At 73.3% G+C, this 23,208-nt stretch carries 18 protein-coding genes, 1 tRNA gene and 1 riboswitch; of the genes, 9 read left to right on the top strand and 10 right to left on the bottom strand.

The features are described from left to right. Window positions 1-111 precede the first annotated feature (111 nt). Entirely contained in the window at window positions 112-459 is a 348-nt protein-coding gene (locus AB0E91_RS08955; protein ID WP_361777456.1) for a hypothetical protein, read from the top strand. A gap of 7 nt (window positions 460-466) precedes the next feature. Here AB0E91_RS08955 and AB0E91_RS08950 read toward each other — a convergent pair whose 3' ends face one another. From AB0E91_RS08950 to AB0E91_RS08940, 3 genes are all read right to left on the bottom strand, one after another. After that, entirely contained in the window at window positions 467-1,093 is a 627-nt protein-coding gene (locus tag AB0E91_RS08950; protein ID WP_361777453.1) for a response regulator transcription factor, read from the bottom strand. Between the two features lie 216 nt (window positions 1,094-1,309). Beyond that, on the bottom strand, window positions 1,310-1,942 hold the full coding sequence (gene ribA / locus AB0E91_RS08945) for a GTP cyclohydrolase II (protein WP_361777450.1): 633 nt from the start codon (window positions 1,940-1,942) through the stop codon (window positions 1,310-1,312). A gap of 167 nt (window positions 1,943-2,109) precedes the next feature. Beyond that, window positions 2,110-2,637 carry a MarR family transcriptional regulator gene (locus tag AB0E91_RS08940; protein ID WP_361777447.1) on the bottom strand — a complete coding sequence of 176 codons (528 nt, stop codon included), beginning with the start codon at window positions 2,635-2,637 and terminating at the stop codon, window positions 2,110-2,112. Between the two features lie 70 nt (window positions 2,638-2,707). Between AB0E91_RS08940 and AB0E91_RS08935 the strand changes: the two genes are divergently transcribed. The 4 genes from AB0E91_RS08935 (at window position 2,708) to AB0E91_RS08920 (ending at window position 6,501) form a co-directional block, all read left to right on the top strand. Then, the gene (locus AB0E91_RS08935) at window positions 2,708-3,841 is read left to right on the top strand and encodes a dihydrofolate reductase family protein (protein WP_361777444.1); all 1,134 of its coding nucleotides are present in this window, start codon (window positions 2,708-2,710) and stop codon (window positions 3,839-3,841) included. A 66-nt stretch (window positions 3,842-3,907) separates the two neighbouring features. Continuing rightward, window positions 3,908-3,981 (top strand) — tRNA-Met (locus tag AB0E91_RS08930). 297 nt (window positions 3,982-4,278) lie between these two features. Further along, window positions 4,279-4,444: riboswitch (cyclic di-AMP (ydaO/yuaA leader) on the top strand. Between the two features lie 9 nt (window positions 4,445-4,453). After that, window positions 4,454-5,467 (top strand): M23 family metallopeptidase, encoded by a 1,014-nt coding sequence (locus AB0E91_RS08925; protein ID WP_361777441.1) that lies wholly within the window; start codon window positions 4,454-4,456, stop codon window positions 5,465-5,467. Between the two features lie 80 nt (window positions 5,468-5,547). Next, the gene (locus AB0E91_RS08920; RefSeq protein ID WP_361777438.1) at window positions 5,548-6,501 is read left to right on the top strand and encodes an aldo/keto reductase; all 954 of its coding nucleotides are present in this window, start codon (window positions 5,548-5,550) and stop codon (window positions 6,499-6,501) included. Between the two features lie 16 nt (window positions 6,502-6,517). On the opposite strand, the gene AB0E91_RS08915 is transcribed toward AB0E91_RS08920, so the two are convergent. The 4 genes from AB0E91_RS08915 to AB0E91_RS08900 form a co-directional block, all read right to left on the bottom strand. Then, window positions 6,518-7,867: a PrsW family intramembrane metalloprotease gene (locus AB0E91_RS08915; protein ID WP_361777435.1), complete on the bottom strand. Its 1,350-nt coding sequence runs from the start codon at window positions 7,865-7,867 to the stop codon at window positions 6,518-6,520. Between the two features lie 72 nt (window positions 7,868-7,939). Next, window positions 7,940-8,770 carry a tRNA (guanosine(46)-N7)-methyltransferase TrmB gene (gene trmB / locus AB0E91_RS08910; RefSeq protein WP_361777432.1) on the bottom strand — a complete coding sequence of 277 codons (831 nt, stop codon included), beginning with the start codon at window positions 8,768-8,770 and terminating at the stop codon, window positions 7,940-7,942. A 96-nt stretch (window positions 8,771-8,866) separates the two neighbouring features. Beyond that, on the bottom strand, window positions 8,867-10,075 hold the full coding sequence (gene lhgO, locus AB0E91_RS08905) for an L-2-hydroxyglutarate oxidase (protein ID WP_361777429.1): 1,209 nt from the start codon (window positions 10,073-10,075) through the stop codon (window positions 8,867-8,869). A gap of 70 nt (window positions 10,076-10,145) precedes the next feature. Beyond that, window positions 10,146-11,570, bottom strand: coding sequence for a hypothetical protein (locus AB0E91_RS08900; RefSeq protein ID WP_018547437.1), 1,425 nt, complete (start codon window positions 11,568-11,570; stop codon window positions 10,146-10,148). A gap of 756 nt (window positions 11,571-12,326) precedes the next feature. On the opposite strand from AB0E91_RS08900, the gene AB0E91_RS08895 reads away from it, so the two are divergent. Next, on the top strand, window positions 12,327-14,411 hold the full coding sequence (locus tag AB0E91_RS08895) for an asparagine synthase-related protein (protein WP_361777426.1): 2,085 nt from the start codon (window positions 12,327-12,329) through the stop codon (window positions 14,409-14,411). Here AB0E91_RS08895 and AB0E91_RS08890 read toward each other — a convergent pair. Continuing rightward, window positions 14,398-16,359: a sigma-70 family RNA polymerase sigma factor gene (locus AB0E91_RS08890; protein WP_361777424.1), complete on the bottom strand. Its 1,962-nt coding sequence runs from the start codon at window positions 16,357-16,359 to the stop codon at window positions 14,398-14,400. The two genes, AB0E91_RS08895 and AB0E91_RS08890, sit on opposite strands and share 14 nt — an antisense overlap. Before the next feature lie 249 nt (window positions 16,360-16,608). Beyond that, a complete protein-coding gene (locus tag AB0E91_RS08885) occupies window positions 16,609-17,310 on the bottom strand; it encodes a helix-turn-helix domain-containing protein (protein WP_361777421.1) in 702 nt (233 codons plus the stop codon). 374 nt (window positions 17,311-17,684) lie between these two features. Between AB0E91_RS08885 and AB0E91_RS08880 the strand changes: the two genes are divergently transcribed. Together AB0E91_RS08880 and AB0E91_RS08875 are read left to right on the top strand one after the other, a co-directional pair. After that, entirely contained in the window at window positions 17,685-19,061 is a 1,377-nt protein-coding gene (locus AB0E91_RS08880; RefSeq protein WP_361777418.1) for an NAD(P)/FAD-dependent oxidoreductase, read from the top strand. A gap of 129 nt (window positions 19,062-19,190) precedes the next feature. After that, complete coding sequence (locus AB0E91_RS08875) at window positions 19,191-20,885, top strand: SpoIIE family protein phosphatase (protein ID WP_361777415.1); 1,695 nt, start codon at window positions 19,191-19,193, stop codon at window positions 20,883-20,885. Here AB0E91_RS08875 and AB0E91_RS08870 read toward each other — a convergent pair. Next, on the bottom strand, window positions 20,875-22,134 hold the full coding sequence (locus AB0E91_RS08870; RefSeq protein ID WP_361779022.1) for an MFS transporter: 1,260 nt from the start codon (window positions 22,132-22,134) through the stop codon (window positions 20,875-20,877). The genes AB0E91_RS08875 and AB0E91_RS08870 overlap by 11 nt on opposite strands. A 134-nt stretch (window positions 22,135-22,268) precedes the next feature. Between AB0E91_RS08870 and AB0E91_RS08865 the strand changes: the two genes are divergently transcribed. Further along, window positions 22,269-22,817 (top strand): MarR family transcriptional regulator, encoded by a 549-nt coding sequence (locus AB0E91_RS08865; RefSeq protein ID WP_161182112.1) that lies wholly within the window; start codon window positions 22,269-22,271, stop codon window positions 22,815-22,817. The last annotated feature ends 391 nt before the right edge of the window (window positions 22,818-23,208 follow it).

Genomic DNA, 23,208 nt, shown 5'->3' with positions numbered 1-23,208 from the left:
CGGCGCTGGCAACACCCAGGGCGGAACCCAGGGCTGACCGTTGGATTCGTGCCTCGCGGAGGAACCCTCCGCGAGGCACGACGTATGCGCTCGACGTGGAGGGAGACGGCCGTGCGTGGTGTGAGCCTCGTGGTCGCGGTCGTCGCGGCCTGCTGCGCGGTCGGCGGGTGGGGCGCGTCGGCGGGTGCGGCGGAGGCGAGCGGGCCCTCGGACTCCTCGCCCGCCCCGCGGGCCACCGCGTACCCGGGGGAGCTCCGGTGTTACGCGACGCGGCGCGACCCGGGGACGGTGAGGTGTTACCGGCTGTCGGCGAAGGCCGAGTTCAGGCACGGGGAGATCGTGTACGTCCCCATCCTCGTCCAGGTGCCCGTACCGCCCCGCCCGCCGTCCGTGACCGTCGTGGGCAGCCTGAACGACATTCGCCCGGGCGCGGCGGGCGCGAGCGCACCCGGCGGATGAGCGGCGGTCACTTCGCGGGGCCGGTGTCGATGACGCCGTACTCCAGGGCCAGCCGGGTGAGGTCGGCCCTGCGGCGGCAGCCGCTCTTCTTGCGGAGCCGCTCCAGATGCGTGTGCACCGTGTTCTCGGTGATGTTCAGCTTGGTGGCGATCTCGCGGTCCGTCGCGCCGCCGGCCAGCAGCTGGAGGATCTCCCGCTCGCGGCTCGTGATGCGGGGAGGGGCCGCGGGGATGCTCCGGCCGGCGAGACTGGCGCCGAAGTAGTCGCTTCCCGAGGCGACGGCGCGCAGGGCTGTCAGCAGCTCCGGAATGCCGGTCTGCCGGCCCAGATAGCCGCGGGCTCCGGCCTGGATGCACAGCACGGCGTCGGACTGCGGCTCGGAGGCCGACAGGACGACGACCGCGTGCCCGGCCCGGTGCAGCCGGGCGACCTCGCCGGAGGTCGCCTGATCACCGGCCTGCAGGTTGACGAGAAGGATGATCTCCGCGCCGGACGGCACCCGCGGCACCTCGTCGACGCTCTCGACGAACCTGACGATGTCGATGTCCGGCTGCGCGTTGATCGCCTGCGCGAGACCGAGCCGCAGCAGGGGCCAGTCGCAGATGACGACCAACGAGGTCACGGCTCGGCTCATCGGACGCTCCAGCGTGGGTGGGGCGAGGCCATCGGTCGGTCGCATGCGGAACGGCGGAACGGCGGAACAGCGGAACGGCGGGCGGTGGGGGCCGCCCGGTCCCAGACTCGGCCCTTCCGTGAGCGGCGGCACCCCCGGTGATCCGTCCGGGGGAGCCCGGGACGGATCACCGGGAGCCCGGGACTCAGGGGCGGGCGTCGGCCGCACGCGCTCCCGTCAGGCCCCCACTTCCCCCAACTCCCCGAGCGGCAGCGTGTGTTCGGTCTGGAGGACCTTCGCGCGCAGGTAACGGACGTTGTGGGGCGTGGTGAAGACGCCCGTCGGGACGCGGTCGCGGACCGATATGCCGAGGGCGCGCAACTGGGCGGCCTTGTCGGGGTTGTTGGAGAGGAGGTCCAGCTCGGTGATGTCGAGGGCACCCAGCATCTGCGCGGCGGCGGTGTAGTCGCGGGCGTCCTCGGGGAGGCCGAGGGCGGCGTTCGCGGCGTAGGTGTCGAGGCCCTGGTCCTGGAGGGCGTAGGCGTCGAGCTTGTTGTAGAGGCCGATGCCGCGGCCCTCCTGGCGGAGGTAGAGGAGGACGCCGCCGCGTACGGCGATCCGCTCGACCGCCTCGCGCAGCTGGGGCCCGCAGTCGCAGCGGGCCGAGCCGAAGACGTCGCCGGTCAGGCACTCGGAGTGCAGCCGCACCAGCGGCACCGGGCCGGGGTCGCCGAGGACGAGGGCGAGGTGCTCCTGGCCGTCGGTGAGCCCGTGGAAGGTGACCAGCTCGGCGTCGGCCGCGTAGCCGTCGCCGAAGCGCAGCGGCACCCGGACGCGGGCGCGCGGGGTGGCGGCGGGGGTGTCGGGCATCGGGCCTCCGGGTTCCGTGCGGTCGGCATCGCGGTCGTCGGCCGCGCTCCATCTGCTTCAGATTTGAAACAGAGCGGTACGGTTCCGGACCCTACCGCATGCTTAAAAGTTGAATCAACTGTCCGTGAGCGGTCCGACACCGCTCAGCACCGGCTCAGCACGGCGGCTCAGCGCGGCGGCTCCGCGTACGGCGTCGACCGCCGTCGCCACGGCACCTCCTCCGCCGCCGCACCCCCGGCCTCCTCGCCCTGGAGCCCCCGCGCCACCCCGGCGCAGATCTCCTCCAGCTGCCGCACCTGCTCCGGGGTCAGCCGGTCGAAGAGGTTCGCGCGGACCGTGTCGACATGGCCGGGCGCCGTGCGTTCCAGGACGGCCATCCCCTCGTCGGTCAGCACCGCGATGCTGCTGCGCCGGTCCCAGCGGCAGTCCTCGCGCCGTACCAGGCCGTCCCGTTCCAGCCGGTTCGCCGCGTACGTCAGCCGGCTGCGGGTGATCTTCAGGTGCTCCGCGAGGTCGGTCATGCGCAGCCGCCGGTCGGGCGCCTCGGAGAGGGTGGCCAGCACCGAGTAGAAAAGGTGTGGCATCCCGGCGTCCTGCTGGAGCTGCCGGTCGATCGCGTCCTCCAGCAACTGGGAGGCGGCGAGGTAGGCGCGCCAGGCGCGCTGCTCCTCGGGCGTGAGCCAGCGGGTCGTCATGCCGCCAGTGTAGGTTTGTTTCAAACTTGAACCAAGATCAGCCCGCGAGTCACCCGGAGAGAGCGCGCCGATGCCGTACCCGTACGTCCTGCTGTCCGCCGCCGTCTCCCTCGACGGCTACCTGGACGACACCGGCCCCGACCGCCTGCTCCTCTCCAGCCCCGCCGACTTCGACCGGGTGGACGAGGTGCGCGCCTCCGTCGACGCCATCCTGATCGGCGCCGGCACCATCCGCGCCGACAACCCCCGCCTCCTCGTCAACGCGCCGGGGCGCCGCGCGGTCCGCCGGGCCGAGGGCAGGCCGGAGTACCCGCTCAAGGTCACCGTCACCGCCTCGGGCGACCTCGATCCGGAGGCCAATTTCTGGCACACCGGCGGCGAGAAGGTCGTCTACACGACCGACCCGGGCGCCGAGCGGGCCGCCCGCGCCCTCGGCGACACCGCCGACGTCGTCTCCCTCGGCCCCGCCCTCGACTGGCGCGCCCTGCTCACCCATCTGCACGACGAGCGCGGCGTACGGCGTCTCATGGTCGAGGGCGGCGGGACCGTCCACACCCAGCTCCTCCAGCAGGGCCTCGCCGACGAACTCCAGCTGGTCCTCGCCCCGCTCTTCGTCGGCGACCCGGCCGCGCCCCGCCTCTTCGGACCCGGCGCCTACCAGGGCGGCCGCCTCCGCCTCACCGAGAGCCGCCGCATCGAGGACGTGGTGCTCATGCGCTACGAGCCCACCGCCCCCGGCACCGGCCCGCTGCCCGTCGCCGCCGACCACCGCTGGCTGCGTACCGCCTGCGAGCTGGCCACGCTGTGCCCGCCCTCGGAGACCGCCTTCAGCGTCGGCGCGGTGGTGGTCGCCGCCGACGGGACCGAGCTGGCGCGCGGCCACTCGCGCGAGGGCGGCGACCCGGTGGTCCACGCGGAGGAGGCCGCCCTCGCCAAGATCGCCCCGGACGACCCGCGGCTGCCCGGCGCCACCGTCTACAGCAGCCTGGAACCGTGCGCCCGCCGCGCCTCCCGGCCCGTCCCGTGCGCCGGGCTGATCCTGCGCTCGGGCGTACGCCGGGTGGTCACCGCGTGGCGCGAGCCGGACACCTTCGTGACGGCGGCCGACGGGTCCGGGGTGCTGGCGGACGGGGGCGTGACGGTGGTGACGCTGCCCGAGTACGAGGCCGCGGCGAAGGCCCCGAACGGCCATCTGCTGCTCTGAGGCGCAGGTCACGCGTTATGGATGTGCATCTGGCCCCGCGCATGACGTATGGTTGAGACACAACGACGCGGGGTGGAGCAGCTCGGTAGCTCGCTGGGCTCATAACCCAGAGGTCGCAGGTTCAAATCCTGTCCCCGCTACTGAAGACTCAGGGCCGGAATCCAGTTCATCGGATTCCGGCCCTGAGTGTTTTCCCGGCCCCTCGCTGTCACGCACCGTGAGGTAAAGGTTTCCCTCCGCAGCGATTCTGAGTCATCATCAAAAACGCGCTCGCTGCTGATCGCCGGTCAACTCGCCCTCTTTCCGCCCGGCTTGGTGGTTAAGTCCGCTCCGAAGAAGCTTAAAGATCAAGCTGGCCCGGCTTGGAATCCGATGGCCGGGTCTATTAACGTTCGATAACGCAGCGCGGTCGTCCCAGCCGTCACCCGAGACGGCTCCGTGCGCACGCGCCGAATCCCGCGAGGGAACCGGGGAACCACCACCAAGGGGTGCATCACGCGGACATCTGCCGTGAACCGTATGGATCACGGCCGGTATACGCGCGTAGGAGACCTTCTGCTCCGAACCCGTCAGCTAACCCGGTAGGCGGCGGAAGGAAAGGAGCCCGCCCCCGTGGCGTCCGACCCCCACACCCCCTTCGCGCCGACCCCGGGCGAGAACCACACCTTCGGCTACGGCGCACCGCGCTCCGACGGCCCCTGGGAGGAGTGGAACCCCACCGAGGAGTCCGTCCCGGCCCCGCGCAACGGCCGGCATCGCGTCGCCAAGCAGCGCGGCGGCGGTCTCGCCCGCAGTTCCACCGTGCTCGGTGTCGGTGTCATCGCCGCCGTCGGCGCGGGCGGCATGGCCAGCGCCAACACCGGCAAGCCGCCGGTGTCCATCGCGCTGCCCGACCTGCCCGGCGTCGACTCCCTGCTGGACCAGGGCGCCGAGACCCCCGCGCCCTCGCTCGCCGCCGTCGGCACCGCCTCCGCGCAGAGCGAGGAGTCCGCCGACGCGGGCGAGGCCCTGCGCAGCCGGATCATCGCCCAGGCCGAGCAGCAGCAGAACCGGGCCGACATCCGCGCCACCGCGGCCGCCGTCGCCGCGGCCGACCAGCAGACCGCCGACGCCGCCGCCCAGGCCGCGAAGGAGGCCGCGGCCAAGGCCGCCGCCGCCAAGGAGAAGGCGGAGGCCGACGCGAAGAAGAAGGCCGAGTCGGCCCGACTGGCCGCGCTGGCCAAGCAGTACACGCTGCCGACCTCCTCGTACACGATCACCGGCACCTTCGGGCAGCCCGGCGCGATGTGGTCCTCCGGCTACCACACCGGTCTCGACTTCGCCGCGCCCACCGGCACGCTCATCAAGGCCATCCACGGCGGCACCGTCACCCAGGCGGGCTGGGCCGGCGCCTACGGCTACCGCACCGTCCTCACCCTCGAGGACGGCACCGAGCTGTGGTTCTGCCACCAGTCCTCGATCGGTGTCTCGGTCGGCCAGAAGGTCGCCACCGGCGAGGTCATCGGCCGCGTCGGCGCCACCGGCAACGTCACCGGCCCCCACCTCCACCTGGAGGTCCACCCCGGCGGCCAGGCCACCGGCATCGACCCGACGACGTGGCTGCGCGGCAAGGGGCTCAACCCCTGAGGCGGGCGCGGCCTCTGAGACAGGCGTGATCCCCGGGGCAGCCGGAATGGACGGGCCCCGAGTGATCGTTGAGTAGAGACATGACTGCCTCTCTTCCTCTGCGCAAGCTCGGTTCCTCCGGCCTCGAGGTCTTCCCGCTCGCCCTCGGCGGCAATGTCTTCGGCTGGACCGCCGACGAGAAGACCTCCTTCGCCGTCCTCGACGCCTACGCGGCGGCGGGCGGCAACTTCGTGGACACCGCCGACTCCTACTCGTCCTGGGTCGAGGGCAACTCCGGCGGCGAGTCGGAGACGATCATCGGCAAGTGGATCGCCTCCCGGGGCAACCGCGACCAGGTGGTCGTCGCCACCAAGGTGAGCCAGCACCCGGAGTACAAGGGCCTGTCCGCCGCGAACATCAAGGCGGCCGCCGACGCCTCCCTGCGCCGCCTCGGCACCGACCACATCGACCTCTACTACACCCACTTCGACCAGCCCGAGGTCCCCGTCGAGGAGATCATCGGCGCCCTGGACGAGCTGGTGAGGGCGGGCAAGGTCCGGCACATCGCCGCCTCCAACATCAGTGCCGAGCGGCTGCAGGAGTCCCTGGAGTTCTCCGACCGCGAGGGCCTGGCCCGCTACGTCGCCCTCCAGCCCCACTACAACCTGGTCTCCCGCGACACCTACGAGGGCCCGCTGCAGGACCTCGCCGCCCGGGAGGGCCTGGGCGCGGTGCCGTACTTCGCCCTTGCCTCCGGCTTCCTGACCGGCAAGTACCGGCCCGGCACCGAGGTGGACAGCCCCCGTGCCGAGGGCGCCGCCAAGCACCTGGCGTCCGAGCGCGGCCAGAGGGTGCTCACGGTGCTGGACGAGGTGGCCGCCGCCCACGGCGTGCCCGTCGCCACGGTGGCCCTCGCCTGGCTCGCCGCCCAGCCGACCGTCGTCGCCCCCATCGCCTCGGCCCGCACCCTCGACCAGCTCCCGGCCCTGCTCGGCCTGGCCGGCCTGCGCCTGACCCAGGACGAACTGGACCGGCTGACCGACGCCTCCGCCTGATCCGGCGGGACGGGCGCTACGACCGGTAGGGGTTGTAGCCGGAGTACGGCACCGACGGGTAGCCGTAGCCTCCGCTCCCGTGACTCCCGTACCCGTAGCCCGCGTACGGCACCGAGGGGTGGCCGTACGCGGGCCACTGCGGCCGGGGGACGGGCGCGGTGCCCCGGGCCGCGTACTCCAGCGCGGGGCGGGCCACTTCGCGGCGCCGCCACAGCGCGGCCAGCAGCTCGTGCTCACGGGTCAGGAAGTCCGCCCCGGCCCTGCCCCGGCGCGCCCGGCGCCGCAGGAACGCGAGCGAGGTGGCGTACGCCTCGTACTGCGCGACCGCGCGGGCGGCGGGGCGGCCGCCGAGGTGGTGCCGGGCGTAGTCGCGGGCCACCCGGCGCGCCCGCATCGAACCGAGCACGAACGGCTCCGCCGGGCCGAGCCATCCGGCGAACACATAGGTCGGCAACTCCTCGCGCACAGTGCGCAGTTCGTTCTGCCGGGTCCACACCGCCAGCCAGGTCAGCAGGCCGAACGCGGGCACCATGAAACCGGCGTAGACGAAGAGGAAGCCGAACTGGCCGAAGGACGCCGAGCCGTTCCACAGGCCGTGCAGGGACATCGCCAGCAGCAGCCCGCCGACCGGGAACAGCACGCGCCGCACCCGCTGCCCGGGTGCCGCGAGCGCGCGCAGGCCGAAGCCGATGCCGGTGCACACCGTGAACAGCGGGTGCGCGAACGGCGACATCACCACGCGGACGAAGAAGGTGGCGGCGGTGACCGAGACGATGGCGCCGGCTCCGGTGACCCGGTCCTCGCCGAAGGCGGTGCCCAGGTAGAGGATGTTCTCGGTGAACGCGAAGCCGGTCGCGGTGGTCCCGGCGATCACCACGCCGTCCACGATGCCGGTGAAGTCGCGCCTGCGGAAGAGGAAGACCAGCAGTACGGCGGCGCCCTTCGCGGACTCCTCCACGACCGGCGCGATCAGGGTGGCGCCCAGGGTGTCGGCCTCGTCCGGGTCGGCGGCGGCCGTGGCGATCCAGTGGGTCGCGAAGCTGTTGGCGACGATGGCGATGAGCGCGGCCGCGCAGGCGCCCCAGGCGAACGCGAAGATCAGGTTCCGCCAGGGGCCCGGCTCCACCCGGTCCAGCCAGCGGAACGCGGCTATCAGCCACGGCACCGGCAGCACCGCCAGCCCGATGCCCACCAGGAACCCCTCGGGCCCGGTCTGCAGCCGCACCAGCGCGAGGATCACCAGACCGGACAGCGCGAGCAGCGTGCTCAGCGCGCCGTAACGCACCCAGCGGCGCTGCCACCAGTGCGGATGTTGATGGCGTCCGGAGTGGTCCCGGGCGGTCGGAAGGGGAGAACTGGTGGCCACGGCATCGACCCTAACGGTGACCCGACGGCGGGCCGTCGGGAAATACGGGCCCGGCGGGACGACCGGTCGGGCCTACGGCTGCCGGTGAGGTACGCGGCGGAAAAGAAGATCGTTCACGACATGACCCTTGTCCAGTCCCTGGCCCTCGAAACGGGTCAGCGGCCGGAACGCGGGACGCGGTGCGAAGCCGCCCGCTGCCTGGGTGTTCTCGAAGTCCGGGTGCGCCGAGAGGACCTCGAGCATCTGCTCGGCGTACGGCTCCCAGTCGGTCGCGCAGTGCACGGTCGCGCCGGGCCCGAGCCGGGTCGCGGCCAGGCTCAGGAACGCGGGCTGGATCAGCCGCCGCTTGTGGTGCCGCTTCTTGGGCCACGGGTCGGGGAAGTAGACGCGCAGACCGCCGAGGGAGTCGGGCGCGAGCATCTCGCGGAGCAGGATGATCGCGTCGCCGTTGCCGACCCGGACGTTGGTCAGGCCGTCCTGGTCGGCCAGGTTCAGCAGATTGCCCTGGCCGGGGGTGTGCACGTCCACCGCGAGGATGTTGACGTCCGGGGCGGCCGCCGCCATCCGCGCGGTCGCCTCGCCCATGCCGAAGCCGATCTCCAGCACGACCGGGTTGGTGTTCCCGAACAGCTCCGCGAGGTCGACGACCCGCTGCCCGTCGATGTCCATGCCCCACCGCGGCCACAGCCGCTCCAGGGCGTCGGCCTGGCCGGTGGTCACCCGGCTCCGGCGCGGCTGGAAGCTGCGGATGCGCCGCTCGAAGTGCGACCCGGCGGGATCGGCCTGGGGGCCGCCCGGGAAGCGGGGCTCCCCCTTGCCCCGGGAGGTCCGGGCGGACAGCGGAACGGACGACCCGTCGGTGGCGGGTCGCTCGGCTGCGGGGGCGTTCACGAAGTCAGACACAGTGCATCCGATTTTAGGCGGTCGACGGGGACTCTCCCTCTGCTCTCCTCGTGTGACGGGTCACGCCCGAACGGCGGGCCGGACCCGTGTGCCGGGTCACGCCCCGCCCAGCATCGCCAGCGCCCGGGCCGCGACCTCGCGGCCGATCGGCAGGGAGGCCGTGGCCGCCGGGGACGGGGCGTTCAGGACGTGGATCGTGCGGGGTGCCTCGCGCAGCAGGAAGTCGTCCACCAGGGAGCCGTCCCGGGCCACCGCCTGCGCCCGCACCCCGGCCGGGGCCCGCACCAGGTCCGTCTCCCCGACGGCGGGCACCAGCCGCTGCACCGCCTTCAGGAACGCGCCCTTGGACACCGAGCGGCGCAGCTCACCGGCGCCGTGGAGCCAGTGCCGCCGGGCCAGCGCCCACGCACCGGGCCAGGCGAGCGTGCCCGCCAGCTCACGGGGGCGTACGACACCCCAGCCGTACCCCTCGCGCGCGAGTGCCGGGACCGCGTTCGGGCCGATGTGGACCTCGCCGTCGATGCCCCGGGTCAGATGCACCCCGAGGAACGGGAACGCCGGGTCCGGCACCGGATAGACCAGGCCCCGCACCAGCTCGGGCCGGGCCAGCTCCCAGTACTCCCCGCGGAACGGCACGATGCGCACGTCCGGCTCGTCACCGGCGAGGCGGGCCACCTCGTCGGAGTACAGCCCCGCGCAGTTCACCAGGACGCGGGCGCGCACCACCTCGCCGGCCGAGGTCAGCACGGCCACGCCCCGCTCCGGGCGCCGGTCGATCCGGACCACCCGCGCGCCGTAGCGGATCTCGGCACCGGAGGCGCGCGCCAGCTGACGCGCGACGGCGCCGTAGTCGCACACGCCGGTCGTGCCGACGTGGATGGCGGCCAGGCCCCGCACCTCCGGCTCGTACTCCGTGATCTGGGCGGCGCCCAGCTCCCGCACCGTGATGCCGTTCTCCCGGCCGCGCTGCGCCAGGGCGTGCAGCCGGGGCAGCTCGGAGCGCTCGGTGGCGACGATCAGCTTGCCGGTCACCGCGTGCGGGATGCCGTACTCCGCGCAGAACTTGACCATCTCGGCCGCGCCCCGGACCGCGTACCGCGCCTTCAGGGAGCCGGGGCGGTAGTAGATCCCGCTGTGGATCACCCCGCTGTTGCGCCCGGTCTGGTGCCGGGCCGGGCCCGGCTCCTTCTCCAGCACCGTCACGCGCGTGCCCGGCGCGGCACGGGTGATCGCGTACGCCGTCGACAGCCCGACGATCCCGCCACCGACCACCAGCACATCGCAGTCGTACGCGCCCGTCCGCACCTTGCACCACCTCCCGACTCGATAGTGCACTGCGCCACTGACAACGGCTTCAAACGCGGCCGACAGAGGATTACGCCGGAGCCATCAGCAGCGGCCGGGCCCGCTCGCGCAGCTCCACCACGCGCGGCTCGTCGCCGTACGGCTCCAGGCGGTGCAGCAGGTCCTTGACGTACTCGGTGGTGCGCGCCGAGGAGATCCGCCCGGCCACCTCCACCGCGCGCACGCCCTGCTCGCAGGCCGCGTCCAGGTTGCCGGACTCCAGCTCGGCCACCGCGGAGACGACCAGGCGCAGCCCGTGCGAGCGCACGAACTCCTCCGTCGGCTTGGACAGGGCCTGCTCGGTGAAGCGGCGGACCTGGCGGGGTGCCTTCAGGTCGCGGTAGCACTCGGCGGCGTCGGCGGCGAAGCGGTCGTAGCCGTAGAAGCCGAGCCAGGACGGGTCGTTGTCGCCCTCCCGGGACCGTTCCAGCCAGCCCTCGGCCGACTTCAGCGCGGCGCCCGCGGCCTGGGCGTCGCCCGCGCGCGCGTGTGCTCTCGCCTCGACCAGCCGGAAGAAGCTCATCGTGCGGGCGGTGGCCAGGCCCCGGTTGCGCTCCAGGGCGGCCTGCGCGAGGTCCACGCCCTCGTCGCCGAAGCCCCGGTAGGTGGCCTGGAGGGACATGGAGGCCAGTACGTATCCGCCGAGCGGTACGTCGGCGGCCGCGCGGGCCAGCCGCAGCGCCTGGATGTAGTACCGCTGGGCGGCCTCCTGCTGGCCGGTGTCGAAGGCCATCCAGCCCGCGAGCCGGGTCAGTTCGGCACCCGCGCCGAACAGGGCGCGCCCCACCTCGTCGGAGTAGGAGCCGAGCAGCAGCGGCGCGGCCTCCACGCGCAGGCACTCCGGGACCATGGACGAACGCCAGTCGCCGCCCCCGTACTTGGAGTCCCAGCGCCTGGCGTCCTCGGCCGCCTCCCGCAGTTTGCGCACATCGCTGTGGCCGACTTTGATCGGTGCGCCGGCGCCCTCGGCCGAGGCCGCCTCGCGTTCCACCGAACTGTCGGCGGGGGTTATCAGCCAACGGGACGCGGGCGTGGCGTAGGCGCTCACGGCGAACGAGCCCGCCAGCGACTGCCAGATGCCGCCGGACCCGGCCCGGCGTCCCGCCAGGTCGAGGCGGTACAGATCGGTGGCCGACTTCACCGCCTGGCCCACGTCGCGCGGGAAGGCGAGGCCGACCTCGGGCGCCGGGTCGGCGTCCGCCAGGCCGATCTCGTGCAGCGGCACCGGCCGGCCGAGCTTCTGGCCGATCGCGGCCGCGATCAGGTGCGGTGCCGCACCTTGGGGCACCATGCCCTTCGAAACCCAGCGCGCCACCGACGTCTTGTCGTAGCGAAGGGTCAACCCCCGCTGGGCCCCTAGGTCGTTGACCCGCCGCGCGAGTCCCGCGTTGCTGATTCCCGCGAGGGCGAGAACGGCGCCGAGTTTCTCGTTCGGCCCGCGTTGCTCCCTGGACATGCGCCACCCCTCGACACAGACGGCTGCCCCGCTGGCATAACCACGCGGCATTCGTAAACACAGCGTAGTTCGCCGCATCCCAAGCGTTAAGGGGCATTGTTCCGGATGGCGTGATTGCGGTCCGTACGGGAGTGCGGCCCTGTACGCACCGTGCACACCCCGTCGCGGCGTGCCCCCGGCCGTGTGGCCGTGCGCCTGTCCGTGCGCTCTTCTCCGGCCACCTCGGGAGCGGTTCCATGGGAGTCGCGTGGGTCGGCCCGCTGTACTGAATCCAGTGGGCTGGGGGACACCGCCACCTTCATCCCCGCGGGTGGCGGACCGGTCCGGGAGGCGATGCCCGCCTCCCGGACTGTGCGCGGCCATCGGGTCGCAGGGCTCTGCGCAGCTCTGTACGGAGCGTGCTCAACCGCCGTACGCCGCCCACGAATTGGCCGAAAACCGCCCTCCTTCCGGACCGCCGAACCCCGCTCTCACCAGAGCAGTTGAGGGCGCACAGGTGGTTTTCGGGGAGTGAAGCGGGGCGCATTCGCATCGCATACGGCCTGTGTTCCCAGGGAGTCGCCGACGGCGCCGCCCGGCCGTCCCGCGCCGGTGACACCCTGCCCTCCCGTGCCAATGACCCACCCCCGCACGCCGTTTCGCTCAGGTTTCTCCCGCGCGAAGGCGGCGCCGCCGCCCCTCTCCCGCGCGTTCTTCATGGCAGCATGGGTCCGGTTCGTGCGGTGCACTGATTGTCCACAGCCTGTGGAGGCGTCGATGCGGTGGTTGGTCGGGTGGAGCAGCGCCGCGACGGGCGGCCTCGGACCCGGCGCCGTGGACCCCTCCGGATACGACGACGAGACCCCGCACCCGGTCGGCTCCCAGCTGCTGTGGGGCGGCCCCGATCCGCTGTGGGCGGTCGGCGACTGGCGCCCCGACGAGGTGCGCGTGGTCCAGGGCGACGACCGGAACCGCATCGCTGTCCTCGGCATCTGCGGCGCCTCCGACGACGAACTGCGCCGGGGCCTGTTCACCGCGCGCGGGGGTGCGCTCCGGCATCTGACCGCCTGGCCCGGCAGCTACACCGCCGTCGTCCAGGCCGGCCGCCGGATCACCGTCTGCGGCGACCTCGCGGGCGCCCGCCCGGTCTTCCACGCCCCCTGGAACGGCGGCACCTCCTACGCCACCGCCGCCCTGCCGCTGGCCGACCTCACCGAGGCCAACCTCGACTTCGGCCACCTCGCGTCCCTGCTCGCCGCCCCCGACGTCCCGGCCGCGCTGCGCGACACCACGCCGTACGAGGGCGTACGCCGCGTTCCGCCGGGGCACGCGCTGATCCTGCGCGCCGGGGCGCGCGAGATCACCGGGTACGAGCCGGTCGCCTCCCTCGCTGTCGCCGCGCCCCCGGCCGACCCGGCCCACGCCGTCGACGCCGTGCGCGACGCCCTGATCGAGGCGGTCCGGGTCCGGCTCGCCGCCCCCCGGCACGTGCCCGGACTCGACCCGGGGCCGGTGCCCGGCATGGGCCCGGCCGAGCGGCGGGCGGCGCGCGGGATGCCGGTGCCCGGTATCGGCGCCGACCTCTCCGGCGGCCCCGCCTCCGGCACCCTGGCCCTGCTCGCCGCCGGGCTGCCCGGCAGACCCGGCACCCTGCTCGGCCACGGCACCGGCGCGGGGGAGCGGCTGCTCGCCGTCACCTTCAACGACCTGGCCGTCGGCGGCCGCGAGGCCGAACTGGAGCGCGCCGGAGCCCTCGCGGCCAACCCGCGCCTGCACCACGTGGTCGTCACCGGCGGCGAGGACACCCTCCCCTACGCCGACCTCGACGGACCCCTCACCGACGAACCCGGCCCCTCCCTGGTCACCGCCGCCCGGCACCGCGCCCGGCTCGCGGCGGGCAGCGCCGACCACTTCACCGGACACGGCGCCCGCCAGGTCCTCGACGCCCACCCCGCCCGCCTCGCCGATCTGCTGCTCGACCGCAGACGCCGCCATCTGGTCCGCCCGGTCGCCGCCCTCACCCGCGCCGACGGCTCGGTCCTGGTCCCCGCGCGGGTCTACGGCGCCGCCCGGCGCCTGGCCCGTACGCCGTACCGGACGGGCATGGAGGCGCTGGCCGAGCGGCTGATGCGGAAGAACTTCGACGAACCCAAGGGGGCGGTCGGCGCGTCCCTCGCCGCGCTGACCTGGGGGAGACCCGGTCCGGCGGCGCGGTGGCTGACCGGGGAAGCACTGGCTGAAGTATCGGTTCTTCTTCAGTCCGGGGCGGACCGCGCCTCCGGTGGACCCGGGCTGCGCCCCGGCGAGTTCCGCGCCGCCGCCGTCCTCGCCCGGCACGCCGCCGATCTGCGCGTCCTGGAACAGGCCGCCGAGGTCCGCTCCCAGCGGCTGCACGCGCCCTTCCTCGACAACCAGGTCGTCCGCGCCTGCCGCTCCCTGCCCGAGGCCCTGCGGGTCAAGCCCGGCGCCCGCGCCGCCGTTCTGCGCACCGTCCTCGACGGCGCCGGGGTCACCGATCTGCCGCCCGGCTGGGGCGCCCCCTCCCACGCCGCGGGCGCGGCCGCCGCCCGAACGGGCCTGCGTGTCGCCGCCGACTCGCTCGTGGACCTCTTCGCCACCCCGCTGCTCGCGGACGCGGGCCTGGTCGAGGCCCGGGTGGTCCGCAAGGCCGTCCGCTCGGCGGCCGCGGGCGAACCCCTCCCGCTGGACGGGCTCGCCGACCTGGTCTCCGTCGAACTCTGGCTCGGCCGCCTGCTCGCCCGCCGGGGCAGCTGCTGGACCGGCACCCCGGCCCGCGCCCGTGCCGTACCGGCGGGCATCGACCCGCAGCGGGGTGCCCTGGGAGCCGCTAGCGGCAGGTGAAGCGGGACTGCGCCCAGTCCGCGAAGGCCACCTGCTCGAAGGTGTGGCCGCGCTGCTCCACCACGAGCCGCACCGTCGTCCGCCCCGTCAGGTCCACATGCACCGGCACCGCCGCGTCGCCGCCCCCGACCGCACCGGAGTGCCACAGCCGGACCCCGTCCGCGTAGACGGAGAAGGACACCTTGCCGGGCGTGAGGTTCAGGTCGTCCACCCCGACCACGGCGTCGTACGTCGTGCACGGGCGGTTGAGGTCCACGGTGACCGAGGAGTCGCCGCGCACGGTGATGCCGCGCGAGTAGTTGGTGTCGGCGATCGACATGCCGTAGCGGCGCCACACCCAGCTGCTGTCGCCGAGGCGCACCTCGGGCCCGGTGCCGTCGCCGGTCAGGTCGTAGTCCAGCGCGTTGGTCTCGTAGACCTCGGGCGCGGGTGGCGGGGTGGGCTTGGGGGTCGGCTTCGGTGTCGGCGTCGGCTTCGCGGGGGGCGGGGTGGGCTTCGGCGTCGGCTTGGGGGTGGGCGCGGGGGGCTTCGGCGTGGGCGTCGGCTTCGGGGCCGGTTTCGGCGTCGGCTTCGGGGTGGGCCTGGGCGTCGGCTTCGGTTTCGGCGCGGACGCCGGGGGCTCCGGGACGGCCGCCACCGGCACCGGGTCCGGCTTCCTGGGCTTCGGCGTGGGCTTCGGGGTCTGCGGCTGCTGGACGACCGGGGACGGGGAGGGCTTGGCGATCTCCCGGGTCGGGCTGCTGTCGTTGACCAGCGCCAGCGCGACCGCCGCGGCGGCCACTGCCACCACACCGGTCGCGATGCCCGCCTTCACCGGCGCGCCGAGCCCCTCCGAGGCCGCCGCGCCACCGCCCGCACCGCCACCCGAGCCGGCCCCGGTCGCCGCCGCCGCGGCACCCGCCGCGCCGACACCCGCGCCGCCCGCGATGACCCCGAGCGCCTTCGCGTACCCGGCGGCACCGAACCAGCCGATGACGGCCACCGGCACGACCGCCGGGATACCGCTCGCGACTTCCTGGATCTGCGCGGCCGCGAGCCGGCACTTCGCGCACTCCTCCAGGTGCTTGCGCAGGCCCCGCTCGGCGCGCACCCGCAGCTTGCGGCGGGCGTACCCGCCGAGCTGGTCGGCGTAGCGCGCGCACTCCTCGTCGCTCACGAGGCTCGCGCTGACGTGGGCCTGGAGGTAAGCCTGCTTCAGCCCCTCGCGGGCCCGACTCGCCAGCACGCGTGTGCCGTTGGCGTCCAGGCCGAACAGCACGGCCACGTCGCTCGGCGACTCGTCCTCCACCTCGGTGTGCCAGAGCACGGCCTGCCAGCGCTCGGGCAGCGAGCGGAACGCCTGCATCGCCATCGACTGCTCGGCCTCGTGCATCGCGCGCACGTCGGCGCCGAGTTCCAGCGTGTCGTCGTCGGACACCTCGGAGGAACGGGCGGACTGCTGCGCGAACACCGCGAAGTCGTCGACGAGTTGCTCGCGCCGGGCGGACTTGGTCCAGTGCGCGGCGACCCGGCGTACCGAGGTCAGCAGATAGGCGCGCACCGCGTACTCGGGTCCCGAACCGCCGCGCACCGCCTGGAGCATCCGCGCGAACACCTCGGCGGTCAGGTCGTCGGCGGTGTGGCCGTCGCGGCAGCAGGTACGCGCGTAGCGCTTCACCGCGTCGGCGTGCCTGCGGTACAGCTCCTCGTACGCGGAGTCGTCACCGGCCCGCATCCGCTCGATCAGTTCGCTGTCGGCGGGGGGCATGTCGACGGGGGGCATGTCACGCGGCGGCGGCAGCACACTGCCCTCGCGCTGAGCGGGGAGACTCGCCTCGGCGGGCTCGGCCTGACGCGGCTGCTCGGCCCCGGGACCGCGGCCGCCCTGGCTCGGCACCTGCGGCGACGTCAGCCCCCCGGCCTCCGCGTCGCCCTCACCGCGCGCGCCGTCCCACCCGTCGACACTCATCCCCGAAAATCCCCCGATGCCCGGCACAGCCGATTCCGTACCGGCTCAGGGTGCCACAAAGGTTTACACCCCTGGGCCACTCGTCCGACCCGTCACTCGTCCGGGCGGATTATCCGCACGCCTTGCGAACAGGATCCGAACAGGGCGTTCACGCAAGGGTGTTGTCGATCTTCGGGGGTGGGGTGCGGAGGGTTCTACGGCGTCCGGGCCCGGTGCAGTCACCGGGCCCGGCATCGTTCCTCGCGGGCCCTACGCCGGGCGGGACCGCAGGCCCTCCAGCAGGATCTCCAGCAGCCGGGCGGAAGCGGCAGCCTGCTGGGCCGCGTCCGGCAGGGAAGGAGCCGCCGTGGCGATGACCAGGAGGACGTCGGCCACGGAGACGTCGGGGCGGAGTTCGCCCGCCGCTCGGGCCCGGTCCACCAGTCGGCCGACCACCTCGAGGAGCGCGGCCACGCTCGTGGACTCGTCCGCCACCAGCCGTAGTTCACCCGAACCGGGGACCGGCTGCGAGCGCTGCTGCGGCACCCGGGCCTCGTCGTCCGCGACCCCCACCCGCAGCACCTGCGGCGGCAGCAGCCGTCCCGCGCCCGAGGCCACGGAGGTCCGCAGGAAGCGCGACAGCGCCGACCACGGCTCGTCCTCCTGCCCGAGCGCGGCCCGCGCCTGCTCGGTCAGCCGCGCGGTCTCCTCCTCGGCGATCCGCCGGACCAGCACGTCCTTGCTGGGGAAACGCCGGTACACCGTGCCGACCCCGACCCGCGCGCGCCGCGCCACGTCCTCCATCGGCGCGCCGTACCCCAGCTCGCCGAAGACCTCACGCGCCGCCCGCAGCACGTGCTCCAGATTGCGCTGCGCGTCCACCCGCAGCGGCGCCGAACGCGGGCCGTCCCCGCGTTTGCCGCCGGGCGTCACGACGGACGCGGCCGACCAGTGCGTTTCCTGAAGATGCATGTGTTCCCCCGGTGATGACGTCTCCCCCCGGAGACTCCCCGCCACTGATGCCGGACGTACGCGGAACCGGCCCGGTCCCTGAGCGGAACCGCTCCGCGCGGGCCCCGTTCGGCCACATTCCCCGCACTCCGTCGACACATGAACATAGTTGAGAGGGCGTCAATTCAGAAGGGGTAGGTTCCGCACAGTGCGCCCCCGATCGGACTACGAGCCATCTATGTCCGAATTCCATGCCTTCACGACCGCCCGCGGCCCCCGACGGCACCGTCCGATTCCCCCGTCCGGGCGGCGCGTCCGGCGCGACGCACAACCGTCTTCCGGTCACACAAATCGCCGGGGCTGTGGACAAACAAAGGCGCCGGGTGCGTCATGGGATGGTGAAGGAACGCGCGCGCATTCTGGTCGTCGGCGGCGGCCACGTCGGGATGTACACCGCCCTGCGTCTCCAGCGGAAGCTGAAACCGCAGCTCAGACAGGGCGATGTCGAGATCACCGTCGTCAGTCCGGACCCCTATATGACGTATCAGCCGTTCCTGCCGGAGGCGGCCGCGGGCTCGATCTCGCCCCGCCATGTCGTCGTCCCGCTGCGCCGCGTCCTGGACCGGTGCCGCGTCGTCGTAGGCGAGGTCACCTCCCTCGACCACACGGCCCGCACCGCGGCCGTCCGCACCCTCGCCACCGCCGAGCGCGGCGCCCCGGACGAACTCCTCGGCTACGACGAACTCGTCCTCGCGCCCGGCTCCGTCGCCCGCACCCTGCCGATCCCCGGCCTCGCGGAGCACGGCATCGGCTTCAAGACCGTCGAGGAGGCCATCGGCCTGCGCAACCACGTCATCGAACAGCTCGACATCGCCTCCTCCACCCGTGACCCCGCCGTCCGCGACGCGGCCCTCACCTTCGTCTTCGTCGGCGGTGGCTACGCGGGCGTCGAGGCACTCGCCGAACTGGAGGACATGGCCCGCCACGCCACCCGCTACTACCCCGGCATCCGCCCCGAGGACATGAAGTGGATCCTCGTCGAGGCCACCGGCCGCATCCTCCCCGAGGTCGGCCCCGAGCTGGGCCGCTACACCGTCACCCAGCTGCGCCGCCGCAACATCCGCGTCCTCCTCGAGACCCGCCTGGAGTCCTGCGCCGGCCGGATCGCCGTGCTCAGCGACGGACAGCGCCTCCCCACCCGCACCCTCGTATGGACCGCGGGCGTCCGCCCCCACCCCCTGCTCGCCGCCACCGGCCTGCCGCTCACCGACCGCGGCCGGTTGCGCTGCACCGCCGAGCTGGCCGTCGAGGGCACCCCGCACGCCTGGGGCGCGGGCGACGCCGCCGCCGTCCCGGACGTCACCGCCGGGCCCGGCACCGAGACCGCGCCCAACGCCCAGAACGCCGTACGCCAGGCCCGCGTCCTCGCCGACAACGTCGTCCACACCCTGCGCGGCGAACCCCCGGAGACCTACGCGCACACCCACGCCGGTTCCGTCGCCTCCCTCGGCCTGCACAAGGGCGTCGCCCAGGTGTACGGACGGCGGCTCACCGGATTCCCCGCCTGGCTCGTACACCGCGTCTACCACCTGAGCCGCATTCCCACCGCCAACCGCAAGGCCCGCGTCCTGGCCGAGTGGACCCTCGCCGGACTCTTCCGCCGCGAGATCGTCTCGCTCGGCTCGCTCGAACACCCCCGCGCGGAGTTCGAACTGGCGGCCGGTGGAATTCCCCCGCATCCCCCGTACGACAACCCGAAGGGGTCGTCCTGACCGGACCCGGGAACTCCACCCGGCACCGGGGCGTCTGACGGATATCGCCCCGGACGGCCACCTGCCAGACTGCCCATGTCCCCGGCCGGGCATCCGCCCGCACTCAGCACACACGAGGCTTTCCCCACTGTGAACTTCACGCGCTGGAGCGCCCGGCTCCCCGGAACGCAGCGCCGCGCCGCGGCACGGACCGAGCAGGCGGTGCAGGCGGTGTCCCCGAACCCACCGGGAGAAGGCTCCGTGCCCGCGGCCCGCGGCGGACACCCCGACGGGCAGACGGCCTTCGTCCCCGCCGTCGACGAACTGCCCGCGCGCGAGGTCCTCGACCGCGTCCCGGCCCTCGTCGCCCTCGTCCACGGGCCCGACCACAGCCTCGGCTACGTCAACGACGCCTACCGCGCGGCCTTCGGCGCCCGCACCCCCGGCGAACCCGCCCGCGAGGCCCTCCCCGAACTCTCCGAGCTGGGCCTGCTCCCCCTCCTCGACCAGGTGCTGCGCAGCGGCCGCCCCCGCACCCTGAAGTCCCGCCGCGCCGTCGACGGCCGCTTCTACACCTTCACCTGCACCCCGGTCACCGAGGGCGGCGACCGCGACGCGGGCGTCCTCGTCTTCGCCACCGACGTCACCGACCACGCCGAGGCCGCCGAACGCCTGCGCGCCAGCGAGCGCCGCCAGCGCGAGACCGCCGTCACCCTCCAGCGCTCCCTGCTCCCGCAGGACCTGGAGGAACCCGACGACCTGCGCGTCGCCGCCACCTACCAGCCCGGCGGCACCGAGGCCGCGGTCGGCGGCGACTGGTACGACGTCATCACCCTCGGCGGCGGACGCACCGCCCTCGTCATCGGCGACGTGATGGGCCGGGGCGTCCGCGCCGCCGCCGTCATGGGCCAGCTGCGCACCGCCGTCCGCGCCTACGCCCGCCTCGACCTGCCGCCCCACGAGGTGCTCCAGCTCCTTGACGGCCTCGCCGTCGAGATCGACGCCAACCAGATCGCCACCTGCGTCTACGCCGTCCACGACCCCAACGAGGGCCGCCTGGTCTACGCCTCCGCAGGCCACCTCCCGATCCTCGTCCGCGACGAGAACGGCACGGTGCTGCGCGCCGACGAACCCACCGGACCCCCGCTCGGCACCGGCGGCTGGGTGCACGCCTCCGGCTCCGTCCCCCTCGGCCCCGGCTCCATGGCCGTCCTCTACACGGACGGACTGGTCGAACGGCGCGACGAGGACCTGGACGAGGGGATCGCCGCCCTGGAGCGCGCCCTCGCCGGAGCCACCGGCAGCCCCCAGGTCGTCTGCGACCGCCTGGTCCGCTCCGCCGGGGTCACCGCCGACCACGACGACGACGTGGCGGTGCTGGTCCTCCAGCACCCCGCGCGCACCGGCCCCGAGGGCGACCTCTTCCGCAACGCCGCCCTCGATCTGCTCGGCGGCATCGAGGCGGCCCCGCGCGCCCGCGCCTTCGCCTCCGGCGTGCTCACCAGCTGGCGCTTCCCCGTCGAACTGCACGACCTGGGCGTCCTGGCCGCCAGCGAACTGGTCGCCAACTCCCTCCAGCACGGCATCCCGCCCATGCGGCTCCGGCTCCGCCGCACCGACCGCCGCCTGATCATCGAGGTCACCGACGGCGACGACCACCTCCCGCGCCGCCGCCGCGCCGAACCCGCCGACGAGTCCGGACGCGGCATCGACATCGTGGCCACGATCGCCTCGGCCTGGGGCGCCCGGAAGACACCGGGCGGCGGCAAGGCGGTCTGGTGCGAGTTCCTGCTGCCGAAGGGGGAGCCCTCCGCAGGACCAGGGGCTGACGGGGTCAGGCGCTGACGGACTCCGCCGACGCCTTGCCCCGGGCCACCACCCGGCTCTGCACCAGCGACCACGGCCGGTCCTGCCCGGCCGTGAGCCGCCGTCCAAGGCGCAGCGCGAGCACGCTGATCGCCAGCGAGAACAGCACGAACGTCACGATGTACGGCGCGTGCAGCGAGGCCCCGAGCGGACCACCCACCGCCGGACCGATGGCCAGCGCGAGCTGCTTGACCAGCGCGAAGGCCGAGTTGTACTGACCGGCCCTGCCCTCGGGCGCCAGATCCGCCACCAGCGGGGCGAGCGTCGGCGACAGCATCGCCTCACCCAGCCCGAACAGCGCGTACGTCGACACGAACGCGGCCGTGGCCATCTCCTGGCTGCCGTGCCCGAGCCCCGCGTACCCCGCCGCCAGCCAGGCGACGGTCCAGATCAGACCGACGAGCGCGATGACCCGCGACCGGCGCCGCCGCTCGACCAGCTTCAGCACGGCGAACTGCGCCACGACGATCATCATCGTGTTGGCCGCCAGCGCGGTACCGAGCGTCGAGGTGGATATCCCGGCCGCCTCCACGCCGTACGCGCTCAGCCCGGACTCGAACTGGCCGTAGCAGGCGAAGAAGAGGACGAAGCCCAGGACGCACAGCTGCACCATCGCGCGGTTGCCGGCCAGCTGCCGCCAGCCGCCCTTGGCCGCACCCTCCGGCTGGTCCGCGATGTGGGGCGCGCGCGGCATCCGCACCGTCGTCATCACCACGACCAGCAGCAGGAAGATCGCCGCCTCGAACGCGAACAGCAGAGTGAAGGAGGAGACCTTCGTCGTGTCGACGAGGTGGCCGCCTATCAGTCCGCCTATACCGAGCCCGAGGTTCTGCAGGAAGAACTGCATCGCGAACGCGCGCGAGCGGGTCTCGGTCGCCGAGCAGTCCACGATCATCGTCGCCAGCGCGGGCTGCATCACGGCCTGCCCGGCGCCGAGCGCCGCCGCCGTCACCATGACCGTCGCCGCGCTGCTCGCCAGGCCGAGACCCAGTGCGCCGAGCGCGGCCAGGACCAGGGCGGCGAGCAGGACGGGCAGCGGTCCGCGCCGCACGATCGCGCGGCCCGCGAAGGGCAGCACGACCAGCGCGGCCGCGGCGAAGACGGCGAGCACGAGTCCCGCCGTCATCGCTCCCAGTCCCCGCACCTGCGCCACATAGACGTACAGATACGGAACCGTGAAGCCGAGCCCGAACGCACTGAGTGCGTTGCCCACGTGGATGCGGCGCATCGCCGCTCCCATCGCCCTGGTCACGTTCACCTCTTTCACTAGTTAGGAGTGAAGACTTCAAAGCTAAAGTTAGAACCTAAAGATTACATACCGAAGGACTTCAAAGCAAGGAGACCCCGTGCGATACTGCGCCCATGGCCGACACCCCCGGCGTCACCGAGCCGACACTTGAAGAACAGATCGCCGCCTACCAGCGCGAGTTCCGGGACCTGGACCCCCAGGTCGAGAAGATCGTGTCGGCGCTGTCCCGGCTGAACCGCCGGATGAACGTCGCCTACGGCCGCCAGACCTCCGAGCTCGGCATCAGCAACGCCGAGTGGGAGGTCCTGAAGGCACTCGTCCTGTCCGGCGCCCCCTATCGCATGGGCCCCGGCGAGCTGGCGAAGCGGCTCGGCCTCACGCCGGCCGCGATGACCCACCGGATCGACCGCATGGTGGGCGAGGGCCTGGTCACCCGCGAGCGCGACGAGTCCAACCGCGTCCGCGTCATCGTCGAGCTGACTCCCGGGGGCCGCGAGAAGTGGCTGGAGGCGATGCGCCTCGCCACCGTCTTCGAGGAGGACCTGCTCCAGGACCTCACTCCCGCCGAGCGCGCCGTGCTCGGCGAGGTCCTCACCCGACTTCTGCGCCGCGTGGAGCACGCCCAGCCGGACGCGGACGGCCGGCTCACCGACCTGGACTGAGCCGTCCCTACCCGCCCCGACCTGCGACGTCAGGCACCCGGGCGCCCCGCTCAAAAAAATCTTGACAACGGGGCTTGACTCGCCCCTTGCGGATCCGTAAAGTTCTCCGGGTTGCACGGAGACGTAACGGTTCTCCCGCAACACTCCGCCGCCTCGAGCGGCACCTCAAACCATCAGCACGATCTCCTCCTGGGATTGCTTTCGGCTTGCCCGAATTCAATTCGAATGGAGCTCGGCAGCCCGATTAGGAACTGCCGGGGTTGATCCGCTAAGGTTTGAGACGTCGGAACGGCCGGGAGGCCGGGAAGACAAACCCCGCTGACTGGGGGTCAGACACCGAAAAGGATCTGATAGAGTCGGAACCGCCGGAAAGGGAAACGCGAAAGCGAGA

It is taken from the genome of Streptomyces sp. NPDC026659 (assembly GCF_040638245.1).
Lineage (GTDB): Bacteria > Actinomycetota > Actinomycetes > Streptomycetales > Streptomycetaceae > Streptomyces.
Note: the sequence above shows the minus strand (reverse complement) of the source record. Positions and strands in the feature narration are given on the sequence as shown.